The organism is Gordonia sp. C13 (genome assembly GCF_023218005.1).
GTDB classification, from domain to species: domain Bacteria; phylum Actinomycetota; class Actinomycetes; order Mycobacteriales; family Mycobacteriaceae; genus Gordonia; species Gordonia namibiensis.
This window is the reverse complement of sequence record NZ_JALPSY010000015.1, coordinates 56,990-73,350: the sequence shown is the minus strand read 5'-3', so window position 1 is coordinate 73,350 and position 16,361 is coordinate 56,990. Positions and strand designations below refer to the sequence as shown.

16 protein-coding genes are annotated in these 16,361 nt (G+C 67.7%); 7 read left to right on the top strand and 9 right to left on the bottom strand.

What is annotated here, in order from left to right:
- Positions 1 to 54: 54 nt before the first annotated feature.
- Positions 55 to 480: a hypothetical protein gene (locus tag M1L58_RS13560; protein ID WP_248659273.1), complete on the bottom strand. Its 426-nt coding sequence runs from the start codon at positions 478 to 480 to the stop codon at positions 55 to 57.
- A gap of 19 nt (positions 481 to 499) precedes the next feature.
- On the bottom strand, positions 500 to 1,777 hold the full coding sequence (locus M1L58_RS13555) for a phosphatase PAP2 family protein (protein WP_006868828.1): 1,278 nt from the start codon (positions 1,775 to 1,777) through the stop codon (positions 500 to 502).
- Positions 1,778 to 2,025: 248 nt separating this feature from the next.
- On the opposite strand from M1L58_RS13555, the gene M1L58_RS13550 reads away from it, so the two are divergent.
- Together M1L58_RS13550 and M1L58_RS13545 are read left to right on the top strand one after the other, a co-directional pair.
- Positions 2,026 to 2,241, top strand: a complete 216-nt coding sequence (locus M1L58_RS13550; protein ID WP_005194730.1) for a hypothetical protein — start codon at positions 2,026 to 2,028, stop codon at positions 2,239 to 2,241.
- Between the two features lie 70 nt (positions 2,242 to 2,311).
- Positions 2,312 to 3,082, top strand: a complete 771-nt coding sequence (locus M1L58_RS13545) for a deoxyribonuclease IV (RefSeq protein ID WP_248659272.1) — start codon at positions 2,312 to 2,314, stop codon at positions 3,080 to 3,082.
- A 4-nt stretch (positions 3,083 to 3,086) separates the two neighbouring features.
- On the opposite strand, the gene M1L58_RS13540 is transcribed toward M1L58_RS13545, so the two are convergent.
- Complete coding sequence (locus M1L58_RS13540; protein WP_248659271.1) at positions 3,087 to 3,635, bottom strand: hypothetical protein; 549 nt, start codon at positions 3,633 to 3,635, stop codon at positions 3,087 to 3,089.
- Positions 3,636 to 3,909: 274 nt separating this feature from the next.
- Here M1L58_RS13540 and M1L58_RS13535 point away from each other — a divergent pair, with 274 nt between their 5' ends.
- A complete protein-coding gene (locus tag M1L58_RS13535) occupies positions 3,910 to 5,745 on the top strand; it encodes an acyl-CoA dehydrogenase (protein ID WP_006868826.1) in 1,836 nt (611 codons plus the stop codon).
- 87 nt (positions 5,746 to 5,832) lie between these two features.
- On the opposite strand, the gene M1L58_RS13530 is transcribed toward M1L58_RS13535, so the two are convergent.
- The 4 genes from M1L58_RS13530 to M1L58_RS13515 all read right to left on the bottom strand — a co-directional run bounded on the left by M1L58_RS13530 (position 5,833) and on the right by M1L58_RS13515 (position 11,001).
- Entirely contained in the window at positions 5,833 to 6,651 is an 819-nt protein-coding gene (locus tag M1L58_RS13530; protein WP_248659270.1) for an LppU/SCO3897 family protein, read from the bottom strand.
- 108 nt (positions 6,652 to 6,759) lie between these two features.
- Entirely contained in the window at positions 6,760 to 7,539 is a 780-nt protein-coding gene (locus tag M1L58_RS13525; RefSeq protein WP_006868824.1) for an SDR family NAD(P)-dependent oxidoreductase, read from the bottom strand.
- Between the two features lie 81 nt (positions 7,540 to 7,620).
- The gene (locus M1L58_RS13520) at positions 7,621 to 9,318 is read right to left on the bottom strand and encodes a VanW family protein (protein WP_248659269.1); all 1,698 of its coding nucleotides are present in this window, start codon (positions 9,316 to 9,318) and stop codon (positions 7,621 to 7,623) included.
- 369 nt (positions 9,319 to 9,687) lie between these two features.
- Positions 9,688 to 11,001, bottom strand: a complete 1,314-nt coding sequence (locus M1L58_RS13515; RefSeq protein ID WP_248659268.1) for an acetyl-CoA C-acetyltransferase — start codon at positions 10,999 to 11,001, stop codon at positions 9,688 to 9,690.
- An 89-nt stretch (positions 11,002 to 11,090) separates the two neighbouring features.
- Between M1L58_RS13515 and M1L58_RS13510 the strand changes: the two genes are divergently transcribed.
- Together M1L58_RS13510 and M1L58_RS13505 are read left to right on the top strand one after the other, a co-directional pair.
- Positions 11,091 to 12,455, top strand: a complete 1,365-nt coding sequence (locus M1L58_RS13510; protein ID WP_248659267.1) for a 3-oxoacyl-ACP reductase — start codon at positions 11,091 to 11,093, stop codon at positions 12,453 to 12,455.
- Positions 12,455 to 13,342, top strand: a complete 888-nt coding sequence (locus M1L58_RS13505) for a MaoC/PaaZ C-terminal domain-containing protein (RefSeq protein ID WP_248659266.1) — start codon at positions 12,455 to 12,457, stop codon at positions 13,340 to 13,342. The genes M1L58_RS13510 and M1L58_RS13505 overlap by 1 nt, the downstream gene beginning before the upstream one ends.
- A 130-nt stretch (positions 13,343 to 13,472) precedes the next feature.
- Here M1L58_RS13505 and M1L58_RS13500 read toward each other — a convergent pair whose 3' ends face one another.
- Together M1L58_RS13500 and M1L58_RS13495 are read right to left on the bottom strand one after the other, a co-directional pair.
- Positions 13,473 to 14,075 (bottom strand): TetR/AcrR family transcriptional regulator, encoded by a 603-nt coding sequence (locus M1L58_RS13500; RefSeq protein ID WP_006868819.1) that lies wholly within the window; start codon positions 14,073 to 14,075, stop codon positions 13,473 to 13,475.
- 100 nt (positions 14,076 to 14,175) lie between these two features.
- The gene (locus M1L58_RS13495; protein ID WP_248659265.1) at positions 14,176 to 15,375 is read right to left on the bottom strand and encodes a glycoside hydrolase family 3 N-terminal domain-containing protein; all 1,200 of its coding nucleotides are present in this window, start codon (positions 15,373 to 15,375) and stop codon (positions 14,176 to 14,178) included.
- A gap of 29 nt (positions 15,376 to 15,404) precedes the next feature.
- Here M1L58_RS13495 and M1L58_RS13490 point away from each other — a divergent pair, with 29 nt between their 5' ends.
- Both M1L58_RS13490 and M1L58_RS13485 read left to right on the top strand, forming a co-directional pair.
- Positions 15,405 to 15,962 carry a universal stress protein gene (locus M1L58_RS13490; RefSeq protein ID WP_248659264.1) on the top strand — a complete coding sequence of 186 codons (558 nt, stop codon included), beginning with the start codon at positions 15,405 to 15,407 and terminating at the stop codon, positions 15,960 to 15,962.
- A 181-nt stretch (positions 15,963 to 16,143) separates the two neighbouring features.
- Positions 16,144 to 16,344: a DUF2613 domain-containing protein gene (locus M1L58_RS13485; RefSeq protein WP_005196483.1), complete on the top strand. Its 201-nt coding sequence runs from the start codon at positions 16,144 to 16,146 to the stop codon at positions 16,342 to 16,344.
- Positions 16,345 to 16,361 lie beyond the last annotated feature (17 nt).

Below are 16,361 nucleotides of genomic sequence, written 5' to 3'. Positions count from 1 at the left end.
GAGAGTTTTCGGGTATGACGACGTGGCGGACCCGGCGGGTCCGCAGCCGTCTCCTCAGCAGCGGATCACCTGCAATTGCAGATGGTTTCGGATCGCCCACGGGGGCGGACGCCCCAGGACGGAAGCGCCCCGACGGGCCGGAAGGTACAGCCCGGCCACCGACAGGGACAGGAATGCCCAGACGAGTAGGACGAGGACCACGGGCGGGATGTCGACGCCGGCGGCGCGGGTGAACACACACGCATGGTCGTGGTCGCCGCAGTCGTCACCGGACATCGACGGAGGCTCGCCCATCACCGCGGCGGGCGCCATCTGCGCGTGTCCGACTGCGTGATGACCGGCGTGACCGGGGTCGGCACCGGGTTGACCGGGCGCCGTGCCCGGACCCGCGATCACGGTGTGCATGAGGATCACCGCGAGCGCGAGAGGAAGTATCAGCCCCCGGAAGCAGGTGGCAGTCCGGGGCGCGGGCCGGCTCACCCGTCCCAGGCTAGCGAGGTCACGACGCGGGCGTCGAGACCTTCTCCGCGTCCGGGTCCTCGCTGCCGGAATCGACGTCCGCGGCTTCCGGATCGGCCTCCGCGGCCCGCCGCTCCTGCCGCGGGATCAGGTACTTCCGGTCGATGATCCGGTAGACCGCGATCACCGCTGCGGCGAGGCCCCACCCGAGCAGGATGTCGAAGATGTAGTGCTCGGCGGTGTAGACGAGGGCGAAGGCCATCGCCAACGCGTAGCCCATGAACAGTGTTTTGCCGAGCGCCTTGACCCGTGGCCACATGAAGAGCGCGAGCAGCATGGTGAGGCCGGCGTGCAGCGACGGGATGGCCGCGACGAGATTGGACTTGCCCTGTCCGAGCGTGACGAGCTGCGACGCCATGCTGATGTTCAGGTAGTTCCAGCCGCGCGCGGAGATCCGCTCGACGTACGGCGCCGCGTCGGGGTACGCGTTGTCCAGCGGCCCGAGGAGACCTCCCGGCTCGTCGGCGTCCTGCGAGTACATGCAGATCGGATCGCGGGGATAGTCCTGCACCTCGACGGCGGTGCATCGCGCCGCCGCCCACGGCGGTGCGCCGGGGACGAGGGTGTAGCCGATCAGCGCGAGGAACGTGGTCGCCACGAAGCAGGCCGCGTAGCGGCGCCAGGCGTGGCGATCCTTCAGCCACAGCCAGGCGGCCACCGCGTAAGGAACGATGAAGTACGACATGTAGACCACGCTGACGATGACCTCCCACCACGGAGGACTCGCCTGTTTGAGCTGCTCCTGCAGCCACGCGGTCGGGGTGACGTCACCACCCATGAGCCATTTGTCGAAGTCGATCGCCAGATGCCAGTGGGTCGGCATGCCGACGATCTGGGCGATGTTGCGCGTCCAGTCGTACAGGATCAGGATCAGCGCGAACGGCGCCCAGTCGAGGATGATCGTGATGAACCTGCGGCGTCCGATGCTCGCTGCCGCCAGTCCGAGGCACAGCAGGATGATGAGCCGCGTGCGGTCCCACGCCAGGCCCTCGAGGTAGATGTGCACCGCCATCACCAGGAACCAGGCCGTGACCGCGATGCGGCGAACCATGGTCAGGTCGCGGCGGTTCTCCGGATGGGCTTCCATCTCGGCGGCGGCGGCCAGGTCGTCGAGGACCGGACCCATCTCCGGCGGGTCGACGTCCGGTCCTGTACTCGACCGGTCGGACTTCGACAGCGTCACGCCCGCCGAGGTCGTGTCATCAGGCTTCTGGCCGTCACCGCGCTCCGAGGACTCACCCGGCCGCGGGAAGCCCACCGACTCGTCAACACTCACCCGACACAATCCCGCCCGTCACGCCCCTCAGGGCACCCACGCTCGTAACCTGCCGTCAGTGTAGTGGCCATGTCCGGTTGGTGAGCCACCGCTGCGCAGCGGGTGCGCGCCGGTAGCCGCGCCGACGGCGATCACCCGCGTCGACGACCCGTTTCGACGGAATCACACCCCCTGGGCGTGTCGTGGATCACACTGGAGGCCTGGAATGCCCCATCTCGGAGGAGGTCTCGGTGCCCAATCGCTACCTGCGCTACGGCGACCAGCGCTACATCATCACCAAGGAGGCGGAGGCTCGGCTGAATCGCACCCTCGATGCGGTGTACTCCGACGGCACCCGTGGTCATGAGTGGCTGAATCTGTACCACGACAGTGCGGCCCCCTGCCGTCTGCTGATCGCTGCCGGGGTGCCGATCACGATCGAGACGGAGCCTGCGCCGGGCGAGTGATCCGACGCGTCGAACGAGCCGATCCCGGGCACCGACGGTGTCGCCCGGAGGCGGCCACTATCGTTGACGCATGCGCATCGGAGCACACCTTCGCGAAGACACCGACCCGTTGGTCACCGCCGCCGAACTCGGCATCGACGTCTTCCAGATGTTCGTCACCGATCCGCAGAGCTGGAAGAAGCCGCAACCCAATCCGCACGCGGCCGCGATCCGCGAATCCGACATCGACGTCGTCGTGCACTCCAGCTATCAGATCAACGTCGCGAGCCTGAACAACCGGCTGCGCATGCCGTCGCGCAAGGCCGTCGAACAGCAGGCCGCCGCAGCCGCCGAACTCGGGGCCTTCGGCCTCGTCGTACACGGCGGGCATCTACGGGACGGCGAGGAGTCCGCCGAAGGATTCGCCAACTGGCGCAAGCTCTTCGACCGCCAGGTCGACAAAGGCGGCTTCGGGGTCCCGATCCTGATCGAGAACACCGCGGGCGGCGACCACGCGATGGCACGCACCCTCGAGTCCATCGACCGGTTGTGGGAAGCGGTCGGCGACTTCGAGCAGGCCGGCTTCTGCCTCGACACCTGCCACGCCTGGGCCGGCGGCGAAGATCTCGTCGGACTGGTCGAGCGCGTCAAGGAGATCACCGGACGCATCGATCTGGTGCACCTCAACAGCTCTCGCGACGAGTTCGACTCCGGCCGCGACCGCCACGCCAACCTGACCTCGGGTCAGATCGACCCCGAGGTCCTCGCCGCCGTGGCCAAGGCCGCCGACGCACCGGTGATCCTCGAGACGCCCGCCGCGGGCATCCCCGCCGACCTCGAATACCTGCGCTCGGCGCTCTAGCCCGTCACGACAGATTCCAGCCCGGCGCCGGCGGCGTGACCGGGTATGCCGCCACGTTCATGTCGACGGTCCCGTCGCAGGGCCCGCCGTCGATCGTGGTGCGCCACACACCTGTCAGGGTGCCGTCGCCCTGTGGGGTATAGGTCGCGACCGACGTCGCCGGCCGCCACACCTTGGGCACGCCCTCGCCCTGCCAGCAGTCCCACTCCCAGTCGTAGCGATGAACCCAGGACCCCCCTTCCCAGGTGTAGCGCGGCGGTTGCGGCAGCGTCGGGTTGGCGGGTTTCGGGCCGTCGATCACCGTGGCCACGCACGTCCCGCCGTCGCATGAGCTCCGGAACGTGTAGTCATCGGAGAAGTCCGGTTCCGGCTGCCGCGCGGCGAGGCTCGTGCCCGTCTTCGACGCCGCGAACCGTTTGAGCGTGTACACCCCGTTCCACTCGGGATCCGCGGCGCTCGCCGGAGCGGCGCTCACCGTCGGAACCAGACCGACCGCTACGACCACCGCGGCGAAGACGGCGATCAGAACCCTGGTACCTCTGCGCGAACCCATGCCCGATCGGACCGCATACGCCCGCCACCTGCAGCGGTTGTCGAATTTGTCGTGCAACATATTGCGCCCCTGCCATCGGTCAGATCACACAGATGAGCGATTGATCCCCCGGCGATATGGGGCTATATTGGCGGTTACCGGTGAGTAACTTAGCTCGAACCGAGACAGCTACACCACGCCCGGCCGGTACCCGCTCCAACCGAGTGGGATCGGACCGGGACCTGGCACCAACACCGTCATCACGCATACGGCCGCACCAGAGAAGGAATTCACCATGGGCCATTACAAGAGCAACATGCGCGACCTGCAGTTCAACCTGTTCGAGCTGTTCGAGCTCGACAAGGTGCTGGAGTCGGGCGACTTCGGCGACCTCGACCACGAGACCGCCGTCGACATGCTCCGCGAGGTCAAGGCACTCGCCGAGGGGCCCATCGCCGAATCCTTCGTCGACGCCGACCGCAACCCGCCGGTCTTCGACCCGGAGACCCACAGCGTCACCATCCCGGAGAGCTTCAAGAAGTCCTACAACGCCCTCATCGAAGGCGGCTGGGACAAGATCGGTATCCACGAGGAGCTCGGCGGCCTTCCCGCCCCGCGTTCGCTGTACTGGGCCATCGGCGAGATGATCCTCGGCGCCAACCCGCCGGTGTTCATGTACGCCGCCGGCGCCGGATTCTCCGAGATCTTCTACAACAACGGCACCGACGAGCAGAAGAAGTGGGCCACCATCTGCGCCGAGCGCGGCTGGGGCGCCACCATGGTCCTCACCGAGCCCGACGCCGGTTCCGACGTGGGCGCCGGCCGCACCAAGGCCACCCAGCAGGAGGACGGCTCCTGGCACATCGACGGTGTGAAGCGCTTCATCACCTCGGCCGACCAGGACATGACCGAGAACATCTTCCACCTCGTGCTCGCCCGCCCCGAGGGCGCCGGCCCGGGCACCAAGGGTCTGTCGCTGTTCTTCGTACCGAAGTTCCACTTCGACTTCGAGACCGGTGAACTCGGCGAGCGCAACGGCGTCTTCGTCACCAACGTCGAGCACAAGATGGGCATCAAGGCCTCGGCCACCTGTGAGGTCACCTTCGGCCAGCACGGCGTCCCCGCCAAGGGCTGGCTCGTCGGCGAGGTCCACAAGGGCATCGCGCAGATGTTCGAGGTCATCGAGCACGCTCGAATGATGGTGGGCACCAAGGCCATCTCGACCCTGTCGACCGGCTACCTGAACGCGCTCGAGTACGCCAAGGAGCGCATCCAGGGCGCCGACATGACCCAGATGACCGACAAGGCCGCACCGCGCGTGTCGATCACCCACCACCCGGACGTGCGTCGTTCGCTGATGACCCAGAAGGCCTACGCCGAGGGTCTGCGTGCGGTCTACCTCTACACCGCGTCGCACCAGGACGAGGCCGCCGCGAAGATCGTCTCCGGCGCCGACGCCGAGATGGCCGCCCGCGTCAACGATCTGCTGCTCCCGATCGTCAAGGGCGTCGGCTCCGAGCGCGCTTACGGCACCCTCGGCCACGAGTCGCTGCAGACCCTCGGTGGTTCCGGCTTCCTGCAGGACTACCCGATCGAGCAGTACATCCGTGACTCGAAGATCGACTCGCTCTACGAGGGCACCACTGCCATCCAGGCGCAGGACTTCTTCTTCCGCAAGATCATCCGCGACAAGGGCCAGGCCCTGGCACACGTCGCCGGCCAGATCCAGAGCTTCATCGACTCCGAGGCGGGCAACGGTCGCCTGAAGACCGAGCGCGCTCTGCTGAAGACCGCCCTCGAGGACGTCCAGGCGATGGCCGCCGCTCTCACCGGCAGCCTGATGGCCGCTCAGGAGAACTCGGCCGAGCTGTACAAGGTCGGCCTCGGTTCGGTCCGCTTCCTGATGGCCGTCGGCGATCTGATGATCGGCTGGCTGCTCCTGCGTCAGGCCGAGATCGCCCTCAAGGCACTCGACAACGGCGCATCGGACAGCGACAAGGCCTTCTACGAGGGCAAGGTCGCCGTGGCCGGCTTCTTCGCCAAGAACATGCTGCCGCTGCTCTCCGCAGTCCGCGTCACCGTCGAGAACGTCGACAACGAGATCATGGAGCTCGACGAAGCGGCCTTCTGATCTCTGGCGCAAACCCACCCTTGATCGGCAAACCCACCACCTTGCGAGGCGGTGGGTTTGCCCATTTCTGGTGGGTTTGCGGAACGGTCACTCGAGCAGCGAGACGCAGTATCCGGTCGGCCTGGGACTGGCCACGTAGTACTCACCCTGCCCCTCCGGGCAATCCGGCTCACGGGACTCCTTGGTCTCGACCTTGAAATTGGTCGCCTCACCCGCCGGAACCGGCCCGCCGCAGTCGATCTCGCGGGCCTGGGCAAGCGACGTCGCGTCCGCCCCCGACGATTCGGGCAGGTGATAGCACTTCCCCTCCTGGAAGACCTGCGCCAGACACAGGACCTCCTTTTCGTCGCCGGCGAACCAGAACGTCGAATAGCTCAGCCCGCAACCGAATCGGCTGAACGACTTCGACGCGACGACGTAATGGAAGTCGGTGTTCTCACACGAGATCTTCTTGGCCCGCAGCGAATCCGACGAGGACGTGATCGCGAGGCACTGCCCGACCTCGACGTCGTCGGCGTCGGAGACGAGCGAGCCGTCGCTGTTCCGGACCAGCAGCACCGCGCCGGCGATCACCAGTCCGCCCACCAGCAGCGCAACAAGACCGAGCGTGATCCAGAGTCCCTTGCGACTCTTCTTCGGAGGCGGACCCCCGGGTCCCGGCGGATACGCGCCTGCCGGTGGCTGTCCCGGATACGGCCCCGGCGGCCCCGGGTAGGACGACTGCCCGGGATACGGGGCTTGCCCGGGATACGGGGCTTGTCCGGGGTACGGGGCTTGTCCGGGGTACGGCCCGGGTCCCGCCTGGTACGTCGGGCCGGCGTTCGGTGGATTCGGTCCCTGCGGTCCCGGCCGGCCCTGGTAGCCGTGGCCGGGATGCCCGGATGATCCGGGTGGCGGCGTGGTCATCCGGCGAGCGTAGCCCGATACGCGGCCTGCAGAGCTCGGCAATCCCGCAAACGGCCGAACCCACCACCCCGCGGGGCAGTGGGTTCGGCAGAGAGTGGTTGGTTCGGACTACTTCGGAGGCATCCGGATGCCGCCGTCGACGCGGATCACCTCGGCGTTCATGTAGCTGTTGGTGACCAGCTCGACGACCATCGAGGCCAGCTCGTCGGGAGCGCCCAGACGGTGCGGGAACAGCACCGACTCGCCCAGCTTCGCCTTGAACGCCTCGGCGGCCTCGCCCTCACCGTAGATCGGGGTGTCGATCAGACCGGGGGCGATGGTGTTGACGCGGATACCGACCGCGGCCAGATCGCGGGCGACCGGCAGGGTCATGCCGACGACGCCACCCTTGGACGAGGAGTACGACGCCTGGCCGATCTGGCCGTCGAAGGCGGCGACGCTGGCCATGTTGACGATCGCGCCGCGCTCGCCGTGGGCGTCGAGCGGCTCGTTGCGGCTCATCGCGGTGGCGGCGAGACGGATGAAGTCGAAGGTGCCGATCAGGTTGATCGCGATGACCTTCTTGTAGGCGTCCAGGTTGTGCGCCGAACCGAACTCGCCGTCGCGGCCGATGGTGCGCTGCGCCCAGCCGATGCCGGCCGAGTTGACCAGGGCGCGCAGCGGGCCGAGTTCGGTGGCCGCGTTGATGGCGGCTTCGATCTGTTCGGTCGAGGTGACGTCGACGCTGACGAAGACACCGCCGATCTCCTTGGCGAGCTCCTCCCCCTTGTCGGCGTTCAGGTCGGCGACGACGACCTTCGCACCCTTGGCCGCCAGCTGGCGGGCCGACGCGGCGCCGATGCCCGACGCTCCACCTGTGACGATTGCACTAGCTCCGTTGATATCCACGTCTCGGAATATATCGAACGTTCGTGAGATGTGGAACACATGCAGGGCACTGTTCCATTCACCTCACGGTGCGAGCGGGGCTCAGATGCACTTGACGATCGGCTCCGGCGCGTAGCGCACTGTCCTCGTGTACCGGTTGACCTCTTGTCCGGTGCGGGCGTCGCGGATGATCCGCGTGTTCGACGTCGTGAAGCCCTTGCTGCCGCTGCTCGCGATGCAGTCGTCGCCCTTGGGGAGCTTGATCCGTTCCGGTTCGGTGGGATCGGTCCGCTCGCCGGTGATCGACTCGACCTCGAAAGCCTTGGTGCCCCACAGCCTCACGGTGACCGCCGACGGCGACCAACTGGTCTCGATGAGCACACCGTGGCGGGTGTTGTTGCGGAACTTCAGGTCGATCGCACCTTCGAAGACGGTGGCCTCCCGGGCCTCCGGATAGCGCGAGATGTAGTACGCGTGCTCGGTGTGGTCGACGTCCTCGAGGCCCGCGAAGTAGGCGGCGTTGTAGAGCGTCGTCGCGAACTGGGAGATGCCGCCGCCCACGGCCGTCGCGGCGCGGCCGTTGTTGATGATCGTCGAGTCGACGTATCCCTCGGCCGTACCTCGCGGACCGGTGTGCCCGTTGAGCGAGAAGACCTTGCCAGGCAGGACCAGAGCGCCGTCGACCTCGGCCGCGACGAGGCGGATGTTCTCCCCGGAGGCGCTCGAAAAACCGTCGGTGGTGTACTCGCTGATCAGTTCGTTCACACCGAGTTTGCGGGCCGCGTCAGTGGTGAGCTTGGGGTCGACGTCGTCGTAGACCACATCGGCGGTGCGGTTGCCGCCGTCTGCGGTCGCGGTCGTCGCGAGCGCTTGAAGTGTCTTGTCCCAGTTGATCTTCGAGCCGGTGGCCGCGGGTACGACGGTGGGCCGGCCGCTCGCGAGGCTGAATCGTGCACTGACTGCGGGGCGTTGGGAGGGATCGAGCTCGGCAGCCAGCGACTTACGGGCCGTCTTCTCGTCGACGCGGGGCGCGAGTCCGCCCCGCCCGTCCGGTCCGAAGGTCAGCATCTCCGCGATGTCGCCTGCCGGGACCTCGACCGTGCGCTTGCGCCGGTCGATCAGCTTCACCGGCGCCGATGTCGCGCGGTCGGCGGGGCCCGCCACGGTGGCCGCGACGACCGCCGAGCTCACGGTCGGGGAGAAGGGTTCCATCGGCAGGTCGACGGGTGTGCCGTCGAGCCAACGGTCGACGAGCACGGCCGCGGCGCCCTGGCGGGCGACCCGCTCACCCGGTGCCGGCTCGTCTCCGACCGGCGTGGCGCCGTCGTAGTGGACGCCACCCTCGACCGCGGCCTTCTCGAGCGACCGGCGGTTGGCGTCGAGGGCCTTGTTCATGGTGCCGGGGTCGATCGTCACGACGGGCTCGACGTCGAGGTGACGGCCGAAGAGCGCCAGGAAGCGGGTCACCGGGTTCCGCGGCTGTTCGAGGAGGCGTGCGCGGGTCGCGTCCGCGTCGAAGGTGAGCCCCAGCTCGGCAGGGGCGACCTCGGCCGAGCCTTCGGGAGTCCGCAGGACGACCGGCTGCCTGGAACGTGTCGTGAGTTCTTCGATGACGGAGTCGAGTTCGACGGTGTCGCGGTTGCTCGCCGGGATCCCGCCGATGACGGCCCCACGGGCGGAGTGATCGCGGGAGGCCACGAAGTCGACGGAGAGGGCGAGCGTCAGGATGACGACGACGACGATCGCAGCGCGTACCGCGTGGCGTGCTCGCCCGGCGCTCGTGGTCACAACTCCATCCATCACGGCTGACTACCTGGGCCAGTCGGGGTGGTGGCCGCAGAACTCATACCCCAGAAATGTAGGTGCTCCGGCTGAGCTGTCGGGTCGGGGGTCTGACAGCTCTGCCGGAGCTGTCTTCATGTTTACGCTACTTTTCGGCCGTTGACACGTCCGGGGCCACGTTTGGTCCAAACATGTGACGAAGGACCCCATTTCAGGGACGAAAACGAGACGGATCGAGCGATTCGTCGCCCGATCCGTCTCCTTACCGCTCCCTGAGTAGCCCCGGAGCCCGCGGAGGGGCGTTTCGAAGGGACGCAGCCGTCGCCGAGTCCCTTCGATACGCTCGCAAGCTCGCTACTCAGGGAGCAGGGCGTGCCGGACGACGGGTCAGCCCTCGATGATCGCGGTGACGCCCTGACCGCCGGCGGCGCAGATCGAGATCAGCGCACGACCGCCGCCGTTCTCCTTGATCTGCTTCGCCGCCTGCGCGACGATGCGGCCGCCGGTCGCAGCGAACGGGTGACCCGCGGCGAGCGACGAGCCGTTGACGTTGAGCTTGGACCGGTCGATGGACCCGAGCGCCGAGTCGAGGCCCAGACGCTCCTTGCAGTACTCCTCGGACTCCCACGCCTGCAGCGTCGCGAGCACCACCGACGCGAACGCCTCGTGGATCTCGTAGAAGTCGAAGTCCTGCAGGGTGAGACCGTTGCGGGCCAGCAGACGCGGCACGGCGTAGGTCGGAGCCATGAGCAGGCCGTCGGGTCCGTTCACGTAGTCGACGGCCGCGGTCTCGCTGTCCACGAAGTACGCGAGCACCGGCAGACCGCGCTCGGCAGCCCACTCGTCGCTGCCGAGCAGCACGGTCGACGCACCGTCGGTGAGCGGGGTCGAGTTGCCGGCGGTCATCGTCGCGTCGCCGAGGGAGACGCCGAAGACGGGCTTGAGCTTGGCGAGCTTCTCGGCGGTCGAGTCCCCGCGGAGGTTCTGGTCGCGGGTCAGGCCCATGAACGGGGTGATCAGGTCGTCGAAGAAACCGTCGTCGTAGGCAGCGGCCATGTTCTGGTGGCTGCGTGCGGCGAGCTCGTCCTGGTCGGCGCGCTTGATGCCGAATTCCTTGGCGGTGATGGCCGCGTGCTCGCCCATCGACATCCCGGTGCGCGGCTCGCCGTTCTGCGGGATCTCGATCCCGAGCTTGGTGAGCAACTTCGCCGCGCCGAGGATCTGGTCTTTGGTCGACCGGGCGCGGTTGACCTCGAGCAGCTGGCGACGCAATCCCTCGCCCACGGCGATCGGGGCGTCCGAGGTGGTGTCGACGCCGCCGCCGATCGCGGCGTCGTAGCGGCCGCGGGCGATGCCGTCGGCGACGGTCGTGATGGCCTGCAGACCGGTGCCGCACGCCTGCTGGATGTCGAAGGCGGGCGTGTAGGGCGACAGCGCCGAACCCAGCACCGATTCGCGGATGAGATTGAAATCACGGGCGTGCTTGAGCACGGCGCCGCCGGCGACCATGCCGAGCTGCTCACCCTGCAGGTTGAAGCGGCTCACCAGGCCGTCGAGCGCGGCGGTGAACATCTCCTGGTTGCTGACCTTGGCATATGCCTTGTCCTGGCGCGCAAACGGAATGCGGTTGCCGCCGAGGATCGCCACCGGGCGCTCGGTGCGGGTCTCGGGCTTCTTCGGGGTGGTGCTGTTGTCTGCCACGTCGATCTCCAGGGTCGTGTGCGGTATCTATAGCGTATTCTTACTCAAGAGTAAGTTCGTTGTCGAACGACAGTCAGAGGAGATCCAACATGGCCGCCAACGGAACAACTGGCCTGTACTCGAGCTTCGTCCATTCCGGCCCGGGCGCTTTCATCGCCAAGCAGGCCGGCCTTCCCGTCCCGCCGCCTCTGCGGCGGTACAAGCCGTCGGAGCCGCCGCTGCCGGGTCCGGTGCTGCTCGGAGGCTCGGGACGCCTCGTCGAACCGCTCCGGGAGATGCTCTCGGGCGACGACTATGACCTCATCCAGAACGCCCTGACCGGCCGCAGCGCCGACAAGTACGGCGGCCTGGTCTTCGACGCCACCGGCATCACCTCCCCGGCCGAGCTGCGTCAGCTGTTCGAGTTCTTCCAGCCGGCCATGCGGTCGACCGCGCCGTGCGCGCGCTTCCTGGTCATCGGCACCACGCCGGAGCTGGTGACCGACCCGTCCGAGCGCGTCGCACAGCGTGCTCTCGAGGGCTTCACCCGCTCGCTCGGCAAGGAGCTGCTCAAGGGCTCCACCGTCCAGCTCGTGTACGTCTCGCCCGACGCCAAGACCGGTCTGAGCGGCCTGGAATCGACCGTACGCTTCGTGCTGTCGGCCAAGTCCGCTTTCGTCGACGCACAGGTGATCCGTGTCGGATCGGCCGACGCGACCGCCCCGAAGGACTGGGACCGTCCGCTCGAGGGCAAGGTCGCCGTGGTGACCGGCGCCGCCCGCGGCATCGGTGCCACCATCGCCGAGGTTCTCGCGCGCGACGGGGCCCACGTCATCGCCGCCGACGTCCCGCAGGCCGGTGACGCGCTGTCGGAGACCGCCAACAAGGTCGGCGGCACCGCCTTCCCGCTGGATGTGACCGCCCCCGACGCCGGCGACAAGCTCGCCGAGCACGCCCTCGAGCGTCACGGCGGCATCGACATCATCGTCAACAACGCCGGCATCACCCGCGACAAGCTGCTCGCCAACATGGACGATGCCCGCTGGGACGCCGTCATCGCGGTGAACCTCATCGCCCCGCAGAGTCTCGTCGAGAAGCTGCTGGAGAAGGGCGCACTCCGTGAGGGCGGCGCGGTCATCGACGTCTCGTCGATCGCCGGCATCGCCGGTAACCGCGGCCAGACCAACTACGGCGCATCGAAGGCCGGAGTCATCGGCCTGGTCGACGCCTACGCGCCGATCCTGGGCGAGAAGGGCATCACCATCAACGCCGTCGCCCCCGGCTTCATCGAGACCAAGATGACCGCGGCGATCCCGCTGGCCACCCGCGAGGCCGGCCGCCTGATGAGCTCGCTGCAGCAGGGTGGCCAGACCGTCGACGTCGCCGAGACCGTCGCCTACTTCGCCAACCCGGCGAGCTCCGCCATCACCGGCAACGTGGTCCGCGTCTGCGGCCAGGGATTCCTGGGTGCGTGATGGGTAAGACGATCACTCTTCCCGGCGCCCCCGGCACCGGCGAACTCTACGGGAAAGCGGTCACCGGGATGCTGCCGGGCGTGGGCAAGCCCGCCCGCGTCCCGGCCGACGCACCCCTCCCCGACACGCACTACCGGCTCGAGGACGTGCGTGTCGATCCCGCTGCGCTGCAGGCGTATTGCCACGCGACCGGCCAGCGCTTCGGCGCCGCCCTGCCGGTGACGTACCCGTTCGTGCTGCAGTTCCCGGTGGTCATGAAGCTGCTGACGTCGGACGAGTTCCCGTTCGGCGCAATCGGTTCGGTTCACATGTCGAACAAGATCGAGCGGAAGCGTCCGATCGAGGTCGGTGAGCCGCTGTCGATCGAGACGCACGCGGAGAACCTGCGGGAGCATCGCAAGGGCATCCTCGTCGACGTCATCAGCGAGATCAGCGTCGGCACCGAACTGGTGACCACGCAGACGGCGACCTTCCTCAAGCAGCAGCGGACCAGCCTGTCCGACGAGCCGCGCGGTCCCGAACCGAAGTCGAAGACCCCGCCGCCGCCGGATTCGGTTCTGTCCGTGGACCTGGGCCGCATCCGCGAGTACGCCGCCGCGTCGGGCGACCGCAACCCGATCCACATGGCGAACCTGACCGCCAAGGCCTTCGGGTTCCCCAAGGCGATCGCCCACGGGATGTGGAGTGCCGCAGCGGCAATCGCGAATGTCGAGGCGCAGCTGCCCGGCGCGGTCACCTACGACGTGAAGTTCGGCAAGCCGATCCTGCTGCCCGCCAAGGTCAACCTCTACACCCGCCGCATCGACGGTGAGGGCAACTTCGACATCGCGATCCGCGACCGTCGCAAGGGATTCCCGCACCTCACCGCGACGACGCGGAAGGGCTGATTTTCGCAGACCCCCTCGCCCCCTGAGGTGCGAGCGAAGCGAGCCACGAAGGGCCTGGTGAGTGCTCTCGCCAGGCCCTTCGTGGTTCGTCGCTATCGCTCCTCACACCTCAGGGAGCAAGGGGGCGCGCTCAGATGTCGGTACCGACACCCTTCAGGCCGCGCCAGGCGATGCCGACGAGCATGTTGGTGGCCTTCTCGAGGTCGACGTCGCCCTCGGTGATGCGGTCGGCGACGGCCTCACAGGCGCCGACGATGGCGACGGCGGTGAGTTCGAAGTCGATGTCGCCGGCGGTCTCGACGGTGGTGCCCGCCTTGATGAGCTGCGCAACCATCTCCGTCACACGCTGGCGGCTGTCGGAGACGATCCCGGCGAAGCTCGCGGTCCCGATCGCGACGCGGTACAGCACGCGCCAGGACTCGCGGTTCTCGTGGACGAAGCGCAGGAACTCGCGGATGACGGTGACGGCCTGCTCGCGCTGGGTGAGGGACGGGTCGAAGCCGACGCTCATCGCGTCGATGAAGAGTCCGGACTCGCGGGCGATGCAGGCGCTGAACAGCTCTTCCTTGGAGCCGTAGTACAGGTACAGCATCGGCTTGGAGATCTGCGCCTCGGACGCGATGGCGTCCATCGAGGTCTCACGGAAACCGTTCTGCGCGAACACCTTCACGGCGGCGTCGAGCATCTGCTGCTCACGCACTGCACGTGGCAGGCGCTTGGTTCCGCCCGACATGGCCGCCTCCGATCCTCACTGTCGTGTCCGAACGACGATACCCAATCAACTTACCAATCGGTAAGTTCAACGAGCGCTCGGGTTGCTCCGGACAGATTGCTCAGCAGGTGATGACGCCCTTGGACCGGAGGATGCGGGTCACCTTCGCATCGAGACGAGCAGGTGCGAGGCGTCCGCGCTTCACCGCGGTCTCGAGGTTGTCCAGGACCGACGGGACGCGGTCGGTGGACAGCCACAGGGCGACGTCGCCGCCGGCGAGGATGAACTTCTCGACCGCCTGCTCGATCGGGTAGCGCTGGCTGATCGCCGCCATGCCCGACAGGTCGTCGGAGTAGATCACGCCGTCGAACCGCGGACCGTTGTAGCCCTCACCTGTCCGCAGCATCTGGATGGCCGGCCGGCTGATGGACGCCGGCAGGCCCTCGGTCAGACCGGGCACGATCAGATGGCCGACCATGGCGCCCGCGGTACCCGGGTCGCGCAGCAGATTGCGGAAGGGCACCAGATCGCTGTTCTGCAGTTCGGCGAGCGACGGCACGTTCACCACGCCGAGGTGCGAGTCGCCCGAGCCGTGGCCATGTCCGGGAAAGTGCTTGTACACCGGCGTGATTCCGGCTTCGGCGAGACCGGCTGCATAGGCGGCCGCGTACTCGGTGACCACGGCCGGGTCGTTGCTGAAGGAACGATCACCGATGACCTCGTTGTCGGATTCGTCGCTGACGTCGGCCACCGGCGCGAAGTCGACGGTGATGCCGAGCTTCTTCATCTGACGGCCGACGCCGGCGGCGATCTCCTTCACCTGCTCGGGCGTCTTCGTCCGGGCCAGTTCACGAGGAGACGCGTTGTCGATGCCGAGTGCCGACAACCGCGACACCCGCCCACCCTCGTGATCGACCGTGACCATCAGTGGGATCGACGAATTCTGCGAGATCCGTGATGCTGCACCGCTCGTCAGGATCGCCTTGTCGGTCCAGCTCCCGACGAAGATGCCGCCGATCTCTTCGTCCTCGACGATCTGCTGCGCGTCGTCGGCACCCGTGACACCCACGACGATCAGCTGAGCCAGCTTCTGCCGCAGCGTGAGCTTCGCGAGTTGCTCTGCGCCACAAGGATTTGCGACGGTGGTCGTCGTCGCGGACACCGACGACGGGGACGCCGACGGCGAGCTGTATGCGGACGGGGTGGGCGGCGCGGATTCGGGCGTCGACGAGTCACAGGCGACGAGACCGAGACCCAGGGCCGCGACCGTCGCAGTCGTCAGCGCATTCCGAATCCAACAAGGTCGTCGAGTTGAGCCCATGGCTCGAGTCTGGCATGTAACCTGAGCAAATGGACGTGGGGTCCATCTCGGCCGGGTCCGCGACCGCCCCCAGCGGTCGCGGTGGCAACCGCGCCAGACAGACGCTGATGATCGCCTACGACGGCTCTCCGAACGCCGATCGTGCGATCCGTTATGCCGGACACTTCCTACGCGCCGAATCCGCTGTCGTCGTGACCGCCTGGCAACCCGGCGGCATGACCCCCGCCCGCATGTCCACCCTCGCCGGCGGCATGCAGCCGTTCATCGACACCCAGCTCGACGCCGGGGTCGATCGCGCACTCGAGGACGAGGCGGCGAAGATCAACGAGCGCGGCGTGGCCCTGGCCCGCGAATGTGGACTGTCTGCGAAGGGCGCGCTCGTCGAGGTCGAGTCGACGGTGTGGGGCGCGCTCGTCGCAGCCGCCGAGGCGCTCGACGTCGATCTGCTCGTCACCGGAACCCGCGGGGCATCGGGCCTCAAGGCGTTGCTGCGGTCCAGCGTCGCCGAACGCGTCCTCAAACACTGCCACCGGCCGGTGTTCATCGTCCCGGCCAAATGCGAGGAACAACCGCAGGTAACGCTCTAGTCGGTCGAGGATCGCTACTTCACACTCAAGAGCGCCGGCCATCTCGCGACTGTCCCGACCGACGATTCCCCGGCGGCGTCGACGCCCGCTCCCGCCGGTGTCGACGAATCCCGTGCCCGAACCGCCGGACATGCCCGGGTGACACCGGGGTGGGACACCGCGCGATGGTAGTTTCTTCGCCATGACCAACAACCGCCTTGTGGCCGGCGCCGTCGCCGGAGTGGCCGGCATCCTGGTGGGACTCGGCGCGGTGTTCCTCGGCGGGTTCCTCGCCTCCGAGAACAGCCCGTCGACGGACCTGAACAACATCAATCCGAACAGCGGATTCGTCCAGGGTTCGGTCGACTACGGATCGCGCGGCGGCGCGGGCGAGACCAACTGACGCCCGCCCCCGATGCT

Excerpts from the sequence above, each read along its gene's own strand:
- M1L58_RS13545 (WP_248659272.1), top strand. The coding sequence starts at position 2,312 with ATGCGCATCGGAGCACACCTTCGCGAAGACACCGACCCGTTGGTCACC.
- M1L58_RS13495 (WP_248659265.1), bottom strand. The coding sequence starts at position 15,375 with ATGGGCTCAACTCGACGACCTTGTTGGATTCGGAATGCGCTGACGACT.
- M1L58_RS13505 (WP_248659266.1), top strand. The coding sequence starts at position 12,455 with ATGGGTAAGACGATCACTCTTCCCGGCGCCCCCGGCACCGGCGAACTC.
- M1L58_RS13520 (WP_248659269.1), bottom strand. The coding sequence starts at position 9,318 with ATGGATGGAGTTGTGACCACGAGCGCCGGGCGAGCACGCCACGCGGTA.
- M1L58_RS13485 (WP_005196483.1), top strand. The coding sequence starts at position 16,144 with ATGACCAACAACCGCCTTGTGGCCGGCGCCGTCGCCGGAGTGGCCGGC.
- M1L58_RS13510 (WP_248659267.1), top strand. The coding sequence starts at position 11,091 with ATGGCCGCCAACGGAACAACTGGCCTGTACTCGAGCTTCGTCCATTCC.
- M1L58_RS13535 (WP_006868826.1), top strand. The coding sequence starts at position 3,910 with ATGGGCCATTACAAGAGCAACATGCGCGACCTGCAGTTCAACCTGTTC.
- M1L58_RS13490 (WP_248659264.1), top strand. The coding sequence starts at position 15,405 with ATGGACGTGGGGTCCATCTCGGCCGGGTCCGCGACCGCCCCCAGCGGT.
- M1L58_RS13500 (WP_006868819.1), bottom strand. The coding sequence starts at position 14,075 with ATGTCGGGCGGAACCAAGCGCCTGCCACGTGCAGTGCGTGAGCAGCAG.
- M1L58_RS13540 (WP_248659271.1), bottom strand. The coding sequence starts at position 3,635 with ATGGGTTCGCGCAGAGGTACCAGGGTTCTGATCGCCGTCTTCGCCGCG.
- M1L58_RS13530 (WP_248659270.1), bottom strand. The coding sequence starts at position 6,651 with ATGACCACGCCGCCACCCGGATCATCCGGGCATCCCGGCCACGGCTAC.